General features: G+C 47.3%; 15 protein-coding genes. 9 read left to right on the top strand and 6 right to left on the bottom strand.

Going from position 1 to position 14,247, the window contains the following annotated elements; genetic code table 11:
• The first annotated feature begins 80 nt into the window (after positions 1-80).
• A complete protein-coding gene (locus KB186_RS08370; RefSeq protein WP_232773397.1) occupies positions 81-719 on the top strand; it encodes a DUF2306 domain-containing protein in 639 nt (212 codons plus the stop codon).
• 80 nt (positions 720-799) lie between these two features.
• Here KB186_RS08370 and KB186_RS08365 read toward each other — a convergent pair whose 3' ends face one another.
• Both KB186_RS08365 and KB186_RS08360 read right to left on the bottom strand, forming a co-directional pair.
• Entirely contained in the window at positions 800-2,341 is a 1,542-nt protein-coding gene (locus KB186_RS08365; RefSeq protein ID WP_232773396.1) for a hypothetical protein, read from the bottom strand.
• An 86-nt stretch (positions 2,342-2,427) separates the two neighbouring features.
• Positions 2,428-3,321, bottom strand: a complete 894-nt coding sequence (locus tag KB186_RS08360; RefSeq protein WP_173608720.1) for a LysR family transcriptional regulator — start codon at positions 3,319-3,321, stop codon at positions 2,428-2,430.
• A gap of 247 nt (positions 3,322-3,568) precedes the next feature.
• Between KB186_RS08360 and KB186_RS08355 the strand changes: the two genes are divergently transcribed.
• The 5 genes from KB186_RS08355 (at position 3,569) to KB186_RS08335 (ending at position 8,462) form a co-directional block, all read left to right on the top strand.
• Positions 3,569-4,504, top strand: a complete 936-nt coding sequence (locus KB186_RS08355; RefSeq protein WP_232773395.1) for a dipeptidase — start codon at positions 3,569-3,571, stop codon at positions 4,502-4,504.
• A 40-nt stretch (positions 4,505-4,544) separates the two neighbouring features.
• Positions 4,545-5,603, top strand: a complete 1,059-nt coding sequence (locus KB186_RS08350) for a P1 family peptidase (RefSeq protein ID WP_232773394.1) — start codon at positions 4,545-4,547, stop codon at positions 5,601-5,603.
• Between the two features lie 71 nt (positions 5,604-5,674).
• Positions 5,675-6,484: an alpha/beta fold hydrolase gene (locus tag KB186_RS08345; RefSeq protein WP_232773393.1), complete on the top strand. Its 810-nt coding sequence runs from the start codon at positions 5,675-5,677 to the stop codon at positions 6,482-6,484.
• A gap of 114 nt (positions 6,485-6,598) precedes the next feature.
• A complete protein-coding gene (locus KB186_RS08340) occupies positions 6,599-7,072 on the top strand; it encodes a hypothetical protein (protein ID WP_221867646.1) in 474 nt (157 codons plus the stop codon).
• A 64-nt stretch (positions 7,073-7,136) separates the two neighbouring features.
• Positions 7,137-8,462: a serine hydrolase domain-containing protein gene (locus KB186_RS08335; RefSeq protein WP_232773465.1), complete on the top strand. Its 1,326-nt coding sequence runs from the start codon at positions 7,137-7,139 to the stop codon at positions 8,460-8,462.
• Between the two features lie 91 nt (positions 8,463-8,553).
• On the opposite strand, the gene KB186_RS08330 is transcribed toward KB186_RS08335, so the two are convergent.
• Positions 8,554-8,895 (bottom strand): DoxX family protein, encoded by a 342-nt coding sequence (locus tag KB186_RS08330; RefSeq protein ID WP_221867647.1) that lies wholly within the window; start codon positions 8,893-8,895, stop codon positions 8,554-8,556.
• 85 nt (positions 8,896-8,980) lie between these two features.
• A complete protein-coding gene (locus KB186_RS08325; RefSeq protein WP_221867648.1) occupies positions 8,981-9,406 on the bottom strand; it encodes a MarR family winged helix-turn-helix transcriptional regulator in 426 nt (141 codons plus the stop codon).
• A gap of 208 nt (positions 9,407-9,614) precedes the next feature.
• Between KB186_RS08325 and KB186_RS08320 the strand changes: the two genes are divergently transcribed.
• The 3 genes from KB186_RS08320 to KB186_RS08310 are packed head-to-tail and all read left to right on the top strand — an operon-like array spanning position 9,615 to position 12,736.
• Positions 9,615-10,934: an ABC transporter substrate-binding protein gene (locus tag KB186_RS08320; protein WP_221867649.1), complete on the top strand. Its 1,320-nt coding sequence runs from the start codon at positions 9,615-9,617 to the stop codon at positions 10,932-10,934.
• 18 nt (positions 10,935-10,952) lie between these two features.
• Positions 10,953-11,903: a carbohydrate ABC transporter permease gene (locus tag KB186_RS08315; protein ID WP_221867650.1), complete on the top strand. Its 951-nt coding sequence runs from the start codon at positions 10,953-10,955 to the stop codon at positions 11,901-11,903.
• Complete coding sequence (locus tag KB186_RS08310; protein WP_221867651.1) at positions 11,903-12,736, top strand: carbohydrate ABC transporter permease; 834 nt, start codon at positions 11,903-11,905, stop codon at positions 12,734-12,736. Before KB186_RS08315 ends, KB186_RS08310 begins: the two co-directional genes overlap by 1 nt.
• On the opposite strand, the gene KB186_RS08305 is transcribed toward KB186_RS08310, so the two are convergent.
• Both KB186_RS08305 and KB186_RS08300 read right to left on the bottom strand, forming a co-directional pair.
• On the bottom strand, positions 12,733-13,617 hold the full coding sequence (locus KB186_RS08305; protein WP_221867778.1) for a phosphotransferase family protein: 885 nt from the start codon (positions 13,615-13,617) through the stop codon (positions 12,733-12,735). The two genes, KB186_RS08310 and KB186_RS08305, sit on opposite strands and share 4 nt — an antisense overlap.
• Before the next feature lie 72 nt (positions 13,618-13,689).
• Positions 13,690-14,136: a hypothetical protein gene (locus KB186_RS08300; protein ID WP_221867652.1), complete on the bottom strand. Its 447-nt coding sequence runs from the start codon at positions 14,134-14,136 to the stop codon at positions 13,690-13,692.
• Positions 14,137-14,247 lie beyond the last annotated feature (111 nt).

Raw genomic sequence — 14,247 nt, 5'->3', positions numbered from 1 at the left:
ACGAAAGAAGGCAATCATGTAAAATCAAAAAGAGACCGAACCGTTCGGTCTCTAAAATCGAACAAAGGGTTGTGTGACAGGTGAACCGTATCAAACCATATTCGATTGTCATTTTCGTCGCTTGTATAGCCATCACGTATGCACTCGTGCAAAACTTTATCATCGACCCAGAAGCGAAAGGCTTTCTCAGTCACAAATCTGATTACAACAAAGAGCGAATGAACATATCGATCTGGCTTACGGTCATGTATGTCCATTTGTTTTTTGCCCTGATTGCCCTGGTCTGTGGGGTGGCTAACTTTTCGGACAAGCTGCTCGCCCAGAACCGCAAGCTACATAAAGTAACAGGCTATGTTTATCTGTTTAGTGTGTTGGTTGTAGTAGTTACATCCGGTTATATGGCTCCTTATGTAACGGGCGGTAAAGTGGCGAGTTGGCCCTTCCACCTGTTGAACATCATTTGGCCGGCCATCACCATTACGGCGCTCGTCAAAATTAAAAAGCGTCAAGTCATAAAGCATAAGGAATGGATGGTCCGGAGTTTCGTCTTCTTGTTCACGAACATGCTGATTCATCTCGTGAAGCTGATCCTAGAGAAGGGAGTAGGGTTGCCGTATGAGCTCAGCTACACAATCAGTGTTTATGTCGCCATGATTGGACTTGTCGTGACGGCGGAGATGATCATTCGTACGAAATGGCGAGTACCGAAAAAAGCATGAGTGAGACGAAGGGCCTCTCAAACAAAAAAGCATCGCATCAGAACCCACGAGGTTAGACTGATCCGATGCTTTTTCAATTGCTACTTTTCTTCGACACGCTTGCTTCCTTGCTTCGGGGGAAATAGTCTCTGTAACCCTCGTTTGTGGTGATATTCATTCTGCAGAAGAGTGGGTTCAACTGCGTAGGCTAGCTCGGGGCTTTCCGGTGCAACGGATTCCAATGTGATGTGGATACTTTTAATGGGGGGCTTGGGGACCTTTTTCTGTTGATTCCTCTTTTTGTTTCTACTTTTGTTTACTGGTTGAGAGTTCGCTACAGGTTCGGCGATGTTTTGCACTTCCTCCACCACTTCCATTTTTCCTTGGAAAAACAAATGGTGTGCTGTTTCGTTTATCGGATCTTTATCCCCTTCTTGCAAAACACGTAATTGAAGTTTCGATCTTTCGATGAGAAGGTTGATCTCGGGCTCTAGGAGCTCTTGGGTAATTATTTCATGTGGATCGTCCTTCCAAAATGTATTGATCGCCTGCACATCGCCCGCAAAGTATTCCAGCTTATGTCGAGCGTAAATGTGCTTCCAGCATTTTTCCGAAATGACCACATTTACTTTGATTTTTTTATCAAATTCGGTTAGCTGGTAATCCCAGGTAAAGGTCACTTCCTTGAAAGAATCTTGTGCGTCTTGCGTGTTTGATTTCGCTGTTTTGTCTTTTTCATACCCTAATAAATGTTGCTTTGAGCCCAAATCCTCTAACTTGCCTGCTCCCGTTTTTAGCCATTCTGCAGGTACACGCTTCACATTTTTCGTTTCAGATTTGTACCAGATGGTTTCATCATAGCTTGGCTCCTCTGAAAACTCCTCGCGTACTTTCTTCAAGCATGTCGTAATGTCATTCATTACTTTGGAAAGCACTTCATCCATTTGTTTGGCCAGATCTTCATCTTTTTTCGTATTGGGAAACAGCGGGGTCAAATGGTAGAGCTTACGTATATATGAATCGATTTCTCTTAGTTTCGCTGAGACTGCCTTTTCACGGGCGATGATTGTCGACTCGTCATCCATGTCTGCCATCTCAATTTGTGGATCGAATTTTGAACCGGGATTCCCAGTCGTTACATTAAAACCAGGCACCAAGTTTTTATAGAAATTCACCAATTGAATCCTCGTGCATTTTTCCTCGTTATTGGACACCATTTTTATTTCGTTGATAAGAGTAGCGTAGGATTGCTTGGCTGCCTTAAATGTCTTATTCGGCAATTGCTGGATTTCTCCTAATAACTCGCTGAAGGTGATAAGGGAATGCTGTGAGATGGTATGATCCATTTGCATCTCATCATTTTGAAAAGCTTCGCTTCTAGCTGTTTCTGCGTTTACTCGACGCTTCGTATTATACTCATCCTCGTCCTTAAAGCGTTGGATAGGCTGTTTGTTATGCGCGATTCCTTGTCTCTTTGATTTCATTAACTGAATCAGTGCACGATTTCCAATCGACTTCTGCAGCTGGATAAGGTGTGACGGGCTATCGTGCTTGAGGGATGCAGAAGGTGGGGGCATGTTTTTTTGGACGGGCTGCTGCATAGTAGATGCTTGGGCTGAGTGCTGGAATAGATGAGACGACATGGGAAATCACCTCCAGGGGATTTGAATGAATAGAATGCAGTGATCAAGGGGCGTCCAGCATTTCGGGTTTCTGCGCAGATCTCCCGCTACTGCTGCAAGGCTTTGCTCTGCATCAAAAAGTCGATAAACGTACGCATAATCCCGTGAACAGGAGTATCCTTGAGGTAAATCAGCTCGAAGTTCCTGTTGATTTGCGGCAGATTCAAGACATCTACTTCCTGCAGCTCTCCTTCGTCCAAGTCTTTGGAGATGGCAAACCGAGGCAAAAAGGCGATGCCCAGCCGTTGTTTGACCATCCGTTTCACGACCTCGATGTTGTCAGCCTCCATGACGACATTGTTTTGTAGCTGAAAATGGCTAAACGCGTTATTGATCAGCTTCCAGTCGAGCGAGCCCCGATTGAACAAGATCAGTCGTTCACGTGCGACTTCTTCAATGGAAACCTGATGGCGAAATCCAAACGGATGGTCGGGATAAATCGCTAAGACCATGTCATCTGGCATCAGCTGAATCCGATTAATCTGTGGATGGGTAACGGCACGAGCAATTCCGAATGACACCTCGTGGTTCAGAACCATATCGAGCACCTGATGGGAATGCCCGGTGAGGATCGTCAGCTTGATCTTGGGGTACAGCTGCTGGAATTGCTGAACGAGGTCAGGCAAAATGTAAAAGGCGGAGACAAAAACGGTGGAGATGGTCAATTCTCCCTCTACATCGCCTTGCGATCGCTGAATCGCTTGCTGCCCCTCTTGCAGCATGTGCATGATGTTTTTCGCATAGGGAAGGAACAGATCGCCTTCTTTTGTAAGAGAAATCGTATGACCCGTACGTTGAAACAGCTTACAGCCCATAGTTGTTTCGAGTGCCTTAATCCGCATGCTGACCGTGGGCTGTGACAGATAGAGCAAATCAGCCGTTTTGCTGAAGCTCCCGGTCAGAGCGACAAAGATGAATGCTTCCATTTGCTCCATATTCATGAGTAGTGGCTCCATTATGTGAATTTTTAAATCGTACGAGAAAGTTTACGCGCTTTACAGTGTGAAAGCGACCATGTTTAAACTTTCCGCAAAAACGCGGCTGTTCCTCCTCGAACATGCCTCGATAATGTTTTCTTAAGGGACTTATTGCAATAATTTATTGGATTCGCTCTTCAAAATACATTACCTTAAAATTAACAGAATAGGTAGTGTTCTCAAAGGAAATTAGGACAAGGGATGGATACAGATGGCCAAGATGCCGATTATCGATTTGCACTGTGATGCGCTTCTGAAAATTTGGGAGAAAAATGGGGCTCTGTCCTTTGCGGATGCGGACGAGCTGGACGTCAACAGGAACCGGCTACATGATGGCGGGGTAAAACTACAGTGTTATGCGATCTGGACATCACCTGAATTGTCCACGGAGCAACGTTTTCAAAAAGCTTTGGATCAAATTCATTACTTTTATACAGAGGTTCTCGGAAAACATCCAGAAATGAAACAAATCCGTGATTGGTGCGATATCGACCGTTTGCAAGAGGGAGAGATCGGAGCGTTGCTAACGTTGGAAGGGGTAGAGCCAATCGGCAACGATTTGAAGAAGCTGCATATTTTTTATCAGCTGGGGGTTCGCTCTGTAGGTCTCACCTGGAACTTCGCAAATCTCGCTGCGGATGGTGCGCTGGAACCGAGGAATGCCGGACTGACGACCTTTGGCAAGGAAATCATTCAGTTCCACAATGAGCATAAAATGCTCACGGACGTCTCGCATCTGGGGGAGAGCAGCTTCTGGGATACGATTGAGCTCGCTACATACCCGATCGCGAGTCATTCAAATGCACGAGCGATCTGCGACCATCCACGCAATCTGACGGATGAACAGGCAAAAGCGTTATTTGCCAAAGGCGCGAATGTACATGTCGTCTACTGCACCCAGTTTATCAAGGAAACGACACCAACCGCGATTGATGATCTGATCAAACACATCGATCATTTTTGTTCACTCGGTGGCGTGCGTCATATCGGACTCGGCTCTGACTTCGACGGCATTACCGCAAAGGTTGTGGACTTGGAGCATGCGGGACAGAGTCAAAACCTGATCAACGAGCTGCTCAAGCATTATAAGGAAGAAGAAGTGCGCGGGTTTGCCTATGAGAACTTTCTGCGCAATCGTCCCGTGTAAGCGATCGGCACAGCCTTACGAAAGGAAAGGAATGGAATGCATGACGAAAAAAATTCGGCGACTCGGTGCGACAATCGGGAGGCTGCCGGTCGGTGAGAAAAATGACATTACGGATGTAGCCGGAGTCCGAGTCGGACATGTGACGATCCAGCGTGAGCTAGACAACGGGGACTATGCATGTACCGGTGTGACAGCCATTTTGCCACATGGCGGCAGCTTGTTTCGCGAAAAGGTAACCGCAGCCAGCTATGTGATCAATGGCTTCGGCAAAACGACGGGACTCGTGCAGGTAAATGAGCTGGGGGTGTTGGAATCGCCGATCATGCTCACCAATACGTTTTCCGTCCCCGCGGTTGCCCAAGGGACTCTGCAATACATGCTGGATACAAACGAAGAAATCGGGGACACGACGGGGACGATCAACATTGTCGTGGGCGAATGCAACGATGGTCATCTCAATTCCATTCGCCGCTGTGTCGTGCGTCCAGAGGATGCTAGGGAAGCGATTCAGAACGCAACGGACCGGGCTGTAGAAGAGGGAGCTGTCGGGGCAGGGACGGGGATGGTTGCCTTTGGCTATAAAGGTGGTATCGGCTCGTCTTCTCGTATCGTGGCGGCTGAAGAGCAGACGTTTACATTGGGGGCTTTGGTACTCAGTAACTTTGGCAACAAGAATGATTTCTTGGGAGCAAATCTGTTCACAAGCTGCATAAGCAATGAAAACGCAGTAGAGAAGTCCGAGGATGGCTCCATCATCATCGTACTGGCGACAGATGCGCCGCTCAGTGATCGACAACTGCTTCGGGTAGCCAAGCGCGCAGGAATCGGCTTGGGACGCACAGGGAGCCATTTTGGGCACGGGAGCGGCGACATCGTCATCGCTTTTTCCACAGCGCAAAAGATTCCACATCAGACAACAGCCATTGCGGAAACGCGCGTACAACTACGCGAGGATCACCCGATCATGAACGAGCTGTTTGCTGCTGCGGCGGAAGCGACAGAGGAAGCGATCTACCATTCTCTTGCGCAAGCAGTCACAACTACGGGAAGAAAAGGACGCATCGTTCATGCGTATTCAAGTCAAGGCTTAGGAGAGTAATAACATAACCCTACAACTGGTGACATACCTTGAGTGTAAAGAGGCGCATGGTGTGAAACAGGAGGTAGGGTATGTACATTGAAGTCGAAAAGGGTGTCACAATTTTCGTTGAAGACCTCAATCCTGGTCCGAATAGCAAAACGATTTTTTTCGTTCACGGGTGGCCGCTCAACCATAACATGTTTTCCTACCAATTCAATGTACTTCCCCAGCATGGGTTCCGTTGTATTGCTATGGACATACGCGGCAACGGCCAATCGGACAAACCATGGAGCGGCTATACGTATGATCGCTTGGCAGATGACATCTATGTTGTTTTGGAAGCATTACAGATAAGGGATGCTGTCTTGCTAGGCTTTTCGGTGGGCGGAGCCATTTCGATCCGGTATATGTCTCGGTATGAAGGGCGTCATATTTCCAAATTAGCGTTGGTGGATGCGGTTTCTCCGTCCTTTGTGAAAATGCCGGGTTCTCCATACGGCGTCTCGAAGGAGCAAGCGGAGGGGTTGATCAGTCAGATGTACGCCAATATGCCTGAGTTATTAAACACGGTTTCATTACAGTTTTTCAATCGAAATTTAGGGACTGCTACGCTCCAGTGGTTTGTCAAAATGGGGCTGGACTCCGCTTCCTATGCGCTCATCAAAATCATGCAAGCAGCAGCGAGAGAGAATGTAATCAATGACTTGAGCCAAATCCGGGTGCCAACCGGAATCTTTCATGGGATTCACGATCAACTGATTCCATTCAAAAGCGCCGAGCTCACCCAGCAGCAAATCAAAGGGTCAAAGCTGTTTCCGTTTGATAACAGTGGACACGGCTTGCCGATTTGTCAGGCGGATGATTTTAATAAAAAGCTGATCGAGTTTGTTCAATCCTAATTCCTAAGGGAACGGACAGCCGATATTTCTGCCAAAGTGCAGGATATCGGCTATTTCTTTTCGAATTTACAAAAGTATATTTTTCAATAGCACATGGAAAAACAACGAGTAAGGATGGGGAAATTGAAGAAGAAACTGTGGATTTCTATACTACTTACAGCAATAGTTGTAGGAGGTTTTTATTCCCTTGTGAAAGGGAATCCTCCATTGGATATTGGTACCCTTGCTTCAAGCAATGATCATAAATCTGTTGTTGTGGGAATGGGTAATAAGGGCTTTGGTGAAGTGAAAATCATAGATGTTTCCGTGAATAACGATGAAAAACCATCAGAGACAAAAGTGCAGGTTAGTAATGCTTTACAAGGCTTCATCATAACGGATGATTATGATAATCCGGACTCCAAACCGTATGGATTTCAGAATATAGAGGATATAGCGATAAAAGCTGGCACAGCTACAAAAAGCGATGAAATGTATGGACTTAGTCTCATTCATCATGAAGCAATAAACAGAGTGAATATAAAGTACAGCTATCTTGGGATGACATTTGATGAAAGGGTGTTCTTTAAAGTGGGGGTAAATCAATGAGTCAAATGAAAGTAGAGCGGGAAGTAAGCGTGAAAAGGAGTGTTCCAAGGGCATGTTGAATGGAATGAACCACACAAGCGTTTCAGCTCTGGAAGAATTTGTGCAACAGTTCATGGAGAAGGAAAAGGTGCCGGGGCTCTCCCTTGGCATCTCCCGGAATGGTGAGACCATCTATCAAAAAGGCTTTGGTGTCATCGATCTGGGAACGAACCAGCCAGTAACATCCGGGACCATTTTCGGCATCGCTTCGGTTACCAAGTCGTTTACCGCTGCCGCCATCATGCAGCTCGTGGCAGAAGGCAAGCTGTCTGTTGACGACCCGATTCGCAGCTACTTGCCTGATCTACAAGTAAAGGGGTACATACATACTGACAAAATCACGATCCACCATTTGCTCTCTCATACTTCAGGGGTTCCGCCACTGCAGCGCCATGAAGAACTGACGAAACTCCCCGAGCATATTGCCTATTTGAACGAAGTCCAATTTGACCCCCTTGGTATGCCGGGTGAGTATATCAGTTACAGTAACGACATGTTTCTTCTGCTGGGAGCCATTATCGAGCGTGTCACTGGGCAGCGCTACCGTACCTATGTAACAGAACGCCTGCTAGCGCCGCTGGAAATGAATCGCTCGACCTATAACCTAGAAGAAGTCGCTCGCTTTGCCGATGTCTCCGTCCCTTATGTCAAAGGGGAGGAGCAGCAACTGAAAAAGGTACTATGGCCCACACTCGGCAATTATGAAGTGGGGGGAGGCATTCGCTCGAATGTCGTCGATTTGCTGAAATACGGTCAGCTCTATATCAATGCCGGGCGTTATAAAGAGCAGCAGGTAGTAGATGGAGCCTTGCTTAGAGCCATGTGGCAGCCGGTTCATCGACTGACAAAAGATGCCTGGTATGGCTATGCGCTCAAAACAACCCCCGGTTATGCAGGAATAACGCTAGTGGAGCATGGGGGAGGTCAGCCCGGAGTGTCGTCGAACTTTGGCTTCGTTCCGGAAAAAGGGCTAGTCGTCACTGTTCTTTCCAACCTGGAAAACGTGCCAATCCGAAACGTCTGGCTGGCTGCCGTGAATGCTGCCCTTGGTTTATCGCTTGCACACAAAGAAGACGAAGCCCTGCTCTATACGCCAACGAGAGAAGAGCTACAGAAACTCGTCGGGACGTACACGTCAGGGGAAGGCGGAAGATTGCGACTCTTCCTTCGAGATAATGCTCCTGTAGCAGAGGTAGCTGGTATGGAGTATGCGTTACGAGCCAGTAGCCACGATACGCTGATCGATGTACAAAATGGACAACCCCTGCGCTTCTTTTTCAAAAAACAGCAACAAGCATGGGCGGTTCTCATGGGGCTGAGAATGCTCTGTAGGAGCGAAGACAAGTTCTAGGCTGACTCCATAAATGAAGCAGCGGCGACCGAAGACATGATCATAAAGTCTTCGACTCGCCGCTGTTATGACTGAATTGGGATTCCCCTGTCTAGGCTAAATAATGATACGTCGAGATTAAAAAGGAGAGAATGCAAAGAACGAGTGCCGGTATTGCTTTCGGAAAAGGATCTCTAGCAATCACAAGTAGGATGAAGGCAGCTACCAACATGGTCACGCCTAAAAGCAAACCAGATAATAATGCCGCGATCGAAAACCATATTCCAATAATCAAGCCAATGGAACTGATGATCTCGATAAAGCCAGTTAAGAAGTTAAAGATGGGCGGGAGTCCAAAGCGGTTGAATTCATTCGCCATTTTACCGGAAATAATTTTTGTACCTGTAAACATAAAGAAGATCGCTACAATGACTTGCAAAACGATTAGGATCATGATGGCTTCCTCACTTTCGTTATTCATTATCAAACTAAGTGTATGCTATAGCATGTATTTGGTGGAGAAAGTATCTGACCTCTATTTATTCATCTTTTACGACTTGATAGAGTTTGTCGAGCAAAGCATGCAATTCCGCAATCTCTACATCGGTAAGGTTTTGTGTTACATGGTTATGCGCGTCGGTAACAACGGGTAGAAGCTTTGATTTTAGCTCCATCCCTTTGTCACTCAGTAACAAGTTATGTGAGCGTCGATCCGCGTCATTTAAAGTGCGAATGACGATTCCCTTTTTTTCAAGCGAGTAAATCATTCTGACGACGGTGGTTTGATCGCGGTCAATCGCGTCCGAAAGTTCCTTTTGTGTGATCGCTCTTTCTCCATCCATGACACTGAGAATGCCCCATTGCTCTGGCGTGATCTCCAATTGCTTTAACCTCTTCTTAAAATAGTTCGTCATTTTCATATCTGTACGGTGAAGAAGAAATCCGGTCAGCTTGAATAATTCCATAGAGAATCCAAACCCCTTTGTTTATATGCTATAGCATATAAGATACTAACGTATTTGTTCCCGTTAGTCAAATAAAGAGTGTCAGGGAAGCCTCATTGAAAAAAGAGTAAAGAAAACGAAAAAATGGGTAAAGATATTAAAACTTATAATTCAGAATATTTAATATAATACGAACTGTCTAATAAAAAGATTATGAGGGGGTTCGTGTATGGGATTTCGTTCCTGGATTTCTGTGGCGCTCCAATTAACGATGGCGACAGCATTGCTAGTAGGCTGTAGTCAGCCGGCGGCCACTTCTGACTCAGCATCGCCGTCAGATGCGAATGGCGTCACGCTAAAAATGGTCGAGAGCATTACTAGCCCACAACGAACTGCGCTGTTAAAAGAAATGCTAGCCCAGTTTGAAGCGAAGAATCCGGGGATCAAAGTCGATCTGATTTCACCTCCATTTGAAGGTGCAGATCAGAAGATCACACAGATGCTGATGGCAAAAGAAGAGCTGGACGTACTAGAGGTACGCGAATTCAATGCCAAGCAGTTTTCGATGAACGGCTTTATTGAAAATTTGAAGCCCTACACAGACAAATGGCAAAATTACGATCAGCTGACTGACGTCGCCAAACGTCGAGCCACTTGGGTGGACAAAACTCCTTATTACATTCCGAATGGACTGTACCAGCGCGTTTTGTATTATCGGACAGATTGGTTTAAGGAAGCAGGGGTCGAAGTGCCGAAGACGTGGGATGAGCTGTTGGTCGCAGCCAAAAAGCTGACGGACCCTGCCAAAAACCGCTACGGGTACAGCTTCCGGGGAGGAGCGACCGGGTGGGATTACGCGCTGATCACAATGTGGGCCTACAACGGGACAGAGGTCGACCCTGACTCTGCCTTTTTCATGAAGGATGGACGCACGCTCTTCTCCACGCCACAATCATTGCAAGCCATGCAGTATTACAAACAGCTTTACAAGGAAGCCTCTCCAAAAGATTCTGTGAGCTGGGGCTTTCAGGAGATGGTACAGGGCTTTGTAGCGGGTTCGACTGCCATGTTGATTCAAGACCCTGACGTCATTGATGGAGCCAAGGAGAAGATGCAGGAAGGGACGTGGGCGACTGCTCCGATTCCGCTTGGTCCTTCGGGTGTTGCCCAACAAGTAGTCGGTGGACCGGGCTGGGGAATGACTTCGTACTCGAAGCACAAGGAAGAGGCGTGGAAGCTGATTGAATTCCTCTCTGATCCCGAACAGAGCACTCATTTTGCGAAAAAGACTTCCACCATTCCTGTTGTGAAAAGTGCGGCAGAAGATGAATTTTACAAGACAGGTTACTTCCAGCCGTTTATTGAGATGAGCCAACAGCCGACGAAGTTCCTCGATGTTTCACGTCCTGTGGACTACAAAGGCTGGGGAGCTTGGCAAAGCACGGCGGATAAAGATATTCAGAGTTTTTTGCTCGATCAGCTCACCGCAGAGGACTTATTGAAAAAATGGGATCAATACTGGACAAAAGAAAAAGCCGAGCGAAAGTAGACGTGGGGGGATGGTAGCTTGGACACACAAAAACCCATCGTCATGATGACGAAGCAGGTTGTGCCGGAAGGGAAGAAATCGTTCCGAATCTCCAAAGAAGGTCGCTTTATATTTTTGTGCCTCTTGCCCGCCATTTTGTTTGTTTCCGTCTTTACGTATTATCCACTCGTGCGTGGAATCATCATGTCTTTTCAGAACTACACGCTTTTTGATTTGATGAATATTCAGTTCATCGGGCTGGACAACTTTGTGAACGTACTGACAAGCCCGGACTTTCCGCGTGTTGCCATGAACAGCTTTTACTGGGTGTTTTTCTCCCTTGTCTTTCAATTGCTGTTTGGCTTCATGCTGGCCCTCTTGATGCGTAAAAAATTTCGCGGGAGAGGGATATACCAGGCGTTTGTCTTTTTCCCGTGGGCGATGTCCGGCTTTCTGATTGGGCTGATTTGGCGATGGATGTTCAATGCCCAGTTTGGCGTTATTAACGATTTGCTCTTGAAAACGGGTCTGATCGATGCGCCGATCTCCTTTTTGGCGGATGGCACTTGGGCGATGGCTGCGGTCATTATCGCGAACATTTGGTATGGCGTCGCCTTTTTTGCCATCATGATTCTGGCTGCCCTGCAATCGATCCCGGAGGAGCTATACGAAGCGGCGGCGATGGATGGAGCGGGGCGGATTCAGCAATTTTGGCGGGTGACACTGCCGTATATCATGCCTACGATGCTGGTGACGATCCTGTTGCGGGTCATTTGGATTCTCAATTTCCCGGACATTATTTACGCGATGACGAATGGAGCTCCTGCAGGCTCCACGCATATATTCGCTACCTACATGATCGATAAAGTCATCTTTGGACAAGACTACGGGCAAGCGTCGGCTGTGGGTGTCATCATCGTAGTGATTTTGATGTTGTTCACCATCTTCTACGTGAAAGCGACCAAAGTAGAGAAGGGAGGGGACTTCTAATGCACCGTGAACATCTAGGGTGGAGGACTGGCAGAGCAATTGTCTTGACCTTGTTTCTTGCGTTTGCGATTTTCCCGCTGTATTGGATTATCATTACGTCGCTCAAAGGTCAAAAGGAAATCTTTTCGCTCCCGATTCAATATTGGCCGGAGCAGGTGACGTTGATCAACTACTTGGAGATCTTTCAGATTTCCCACTTTCAGGTGTACATCTGGAACAGCTTTCTCGTTTCCTTGGTCGCTTCGGCTATGGTCGTGTTCATCTCGATGCTCGGCGGTTACGTGTTGGCCCGCTTTTCGTTTACAGGCAAGCGTCAGGTGATGTTCGGATTTCTCGTCACCCAAATGATTCCGATGTTCATAGGCATGGCGCCGTTGTACATGATGATGTCCAAGATGCACATCTTAAACAGCCTGTTTTCGTTGATGCTCATTTACACGGTCATGCTCATTCCGTTTTGTACGATCATCATGTCCGGCTTTTTCCAACGGATACCCAATGCCCTGGAGGAAGCGGCGATGATGGACGGCTGTTCCCGATTGAGCGCCCTGTTTCGCGTCATCGTCCCGATCATGCTCCCCGGAATTGCCGCCACATTTATTTTCGCCTTCGTTCAATGCTGGAACGAGCTGATTATGGCGGTTCTGTTCATTGATGAAGAGCCAGTCAAAACGATTCCCGTCGCGATGAATGCCTTCATCAAAAAATACGATATCGAATGGGGAGCGATGTCGGCGGCTACGGTGCTGTCAGTCATCCCGACGATGCTGTTGTTTGCGTTTTGCCAAAAGTACTTGGTGGAAGGGCTCACACAGGGTGCTGTAAAAGGCTAGAGGTAGTCCCGCATGCCAGCTTGGTACGCTGTCTCATCGTCGTTTTCCAAACCGAACAACGCTTCCTCCAAGGCAAATGTACTGCGGTAAAATCTCATCCTAGTCATCACCTGCTCAAGCTGGGGGTACACCGGAGTGAAATGCTGCAAGAACGATTCCCCGTAGCTCGCGCAGAGTCCTGCGAGATCGTAAGCAGGATCGCCTACACAAGAGCCGCCAAAGTCGATAATGCCTGTGATGCGTTGTTTTGCTGGGGAGTACAAGATATTCCCTGTGCCAAAATCTCCGTGAGTCAGGCAAGGCTGAAAATCAAAGTGAGCAGGGTCTGCCAGGTATGCTTCAAAGCGCTCTGCCACATCTTTTTTGGCTTGCTCACGCATGGCTGGGAACAACTTCGAAGCAATCTGTTCATACAGGTCAGTCAATTGCTTGGCCATGTCAAAATCACCAGGGATAAGCTCCGGGAGCAGGGCGGTGACGGGAAGCTGGTGCAGTTCATGAAGAAATTGTGCCAGCTGGGCAGCGACAGTCGGTACGGAATTTTGACGCGAGGCTGCTTGAAAAGCTTCTCGGGTAAAAGGCTCACCTTCGAGTTGCGGATATCCGGCAAACACCCGCCCAGGTATTTCCTCAGCAAAGGACAAAAAGATCGGAGCCGGAATCGGCAGGGAGAGATATGGTTTTACTGTGCGTAAAATGCTCGTTTCGATCTTCAGTTGCTCGATTCCGGCGGTGTATTTCGGAAAGCGAAACACGTACGCGTCATTGACGATAAGCACATCATTGTTTTGGCCCATCTTATTAAAGTAAGCGGAAGTGATGGTCAATTCTGGATACATTGCTTGAATGTGTTGAATATACGCTTGCGTTGTCGTTGTCATCATGATTCTCCTTCCAATACCCCGCATTTCGAAAAAAGAGCACTCTCCCCGTAGGAAAGTGCTCTTTTGTATTTACGATGCTGCCAGTTCAAATCTGACAAGCGTTTCTTTGGTGTTTGCGAGCTTTTCTAGTTCAACAATTCGCCAGTTAGGGGAGATTGTCCTGCGCATCCACGCCAATGCATCGTCTCGTAAGCGAACGCGGTGCAGTGCTGTTTCCTCAACGTGATAGTCACGCTCCGCTTGGATGTTGTAGCGTTTGTTCAGCAAAAATTTGATCCCGTTAAAAGTGGTGAACTTGATCTGGTAGCCTTCGCGAATCGCAGCTTCCAGCGTAGAGGGATCATTTTTGGACAGTTCAAAGAGATGGGTGTAATCGTACTTGCCGCCCTCCACGTCCGAAAAAGGCGCAGGGTCACCTTTTCTCAGCTTGTGGATGATTTCTTCATCGACGAATCCATGGGCACGGGCTGCCTCTAACAGCATCGTTTCCCACTGGGATAGTTTTACGGTAGACATGGACTGTCCCTCCTCTTAGCACGATGTAACGGTACAGACTCGCCCGCTTTCTCCCAGTATAAAGCAATGAAATTGTACTTCTCAACTACAATTCCGACTGTTTTACTATGA

The sequence above is a fragment of the Brevibacillus sp. AF8 genome (assembly GCF_021270385.1).
In the GTDB taxonomy this organism is placed as follows: domain Bacteria; phylum Bacillota; class Bacilli; order Brevibacillales; family Brevibacillaceae; genus Brevibacillus.
This window is presented reverse-complemented; position numbering and strand designations above follow the sequence as displayed.

What these genes read in the sequence shown, in the direction of transcription:
- KB186_RS08360 (WP_173608720.1), bottom strand. Translation starts at nt 3,321, where the DNA reads ATGAATATGGAGCAAATGGAAGCATTCATCTTTGTCGCTCTGACCGGG.
- KB186_RS08305 (WP_221867778.1), bottom strand. Translation starts at nt 13,617, where the DNA reads ATGACAACGACAACGCAAGCGTATATTCAACACATTCAAGCAATGTAT.
- KB186_RS08355 (WP_232773395.1), top strand. Translation starts at nt 3,569, where the DNA reads ATGGCCAAGATGCCGATTATCGATTTGCACTGTGATGCGCTTCTGAAA.
- KB186_RS08335 (WP_232773465.1), top strand. Translation starts at nt 7,137, where the DNA reads ATGAACCACACAAGCGTTTCAGCTCTGGAAGAATTTGTGCAACAGTTC.
- KB186_RS08350 (WP_232773394.1), top strand. Translation starts at nt 4,545, where the DNA reads ATGACGAAAAAAATTCGGCGACTCGGTGCGACAATCGGGAGGCTGCCG.
- KB186_RS08310 (WP_221867651.1), top strand. Translation starts at nt 11,903, where the DNA reads ATGCACCGTGAACATCTAGGGTGGAGGACTGGCAGAGCAATTGTCTTG.
- KB186_RS08365 (WP_232773396.1), bottom strand. Translation starts at nt 2,341, where the DNA reads ATGTCGTCTCATCTATTCCAGCACTCAGCCCAAGCATCTACTATGCAG.
- KB186_RS08320 (WP_221867649.1), top strand. Translation starts at nt 9,615, where the DNA reads ATGGGATTTCGTTCCTGGATTTCTGTGGCGCTCCAATTAACGATGGCG.
- KB186_RS08325 (WP_221867648.1), bottom strand. Translation starts at nt 9,406, where the DNA reads ATGGAATTATTCAAGCTGACCGGATTTCTTCTTCACCGTACAGATATG.
- KB186_RS08330 (WP_221867647.1), bottom strand. Translation starts at nt 8,895, where the DNA reads ATGATCCTAATCGTTTTGCAAGTCATTGTAGCGATCTTCTTTATGTTT.
- KB186_RS08300 (WP_221867652.1), bottom strand. Translation starts at nt 14,136, where the DNA reads ATGTCTACCGTAAAACTATCCCAGTGGGAAACGATGCTGTTAGAGGCA.
- KB186_RS08345 (WP_232773393.1), top strand. Translation starts at nt 5,675, where the DNA reads ATGTACATTGAAGTCGAAAAGGGTGTCACAATTTTCGTTGAAGACCTC.
- KB186_RS08340 (WP_221867646.1), top strand. Translation starts at nt 6,599, where the DNA reads ATGGGGAAATTGAAGAAGAAACTGTGGATTTCTATACTACTTACAGCA.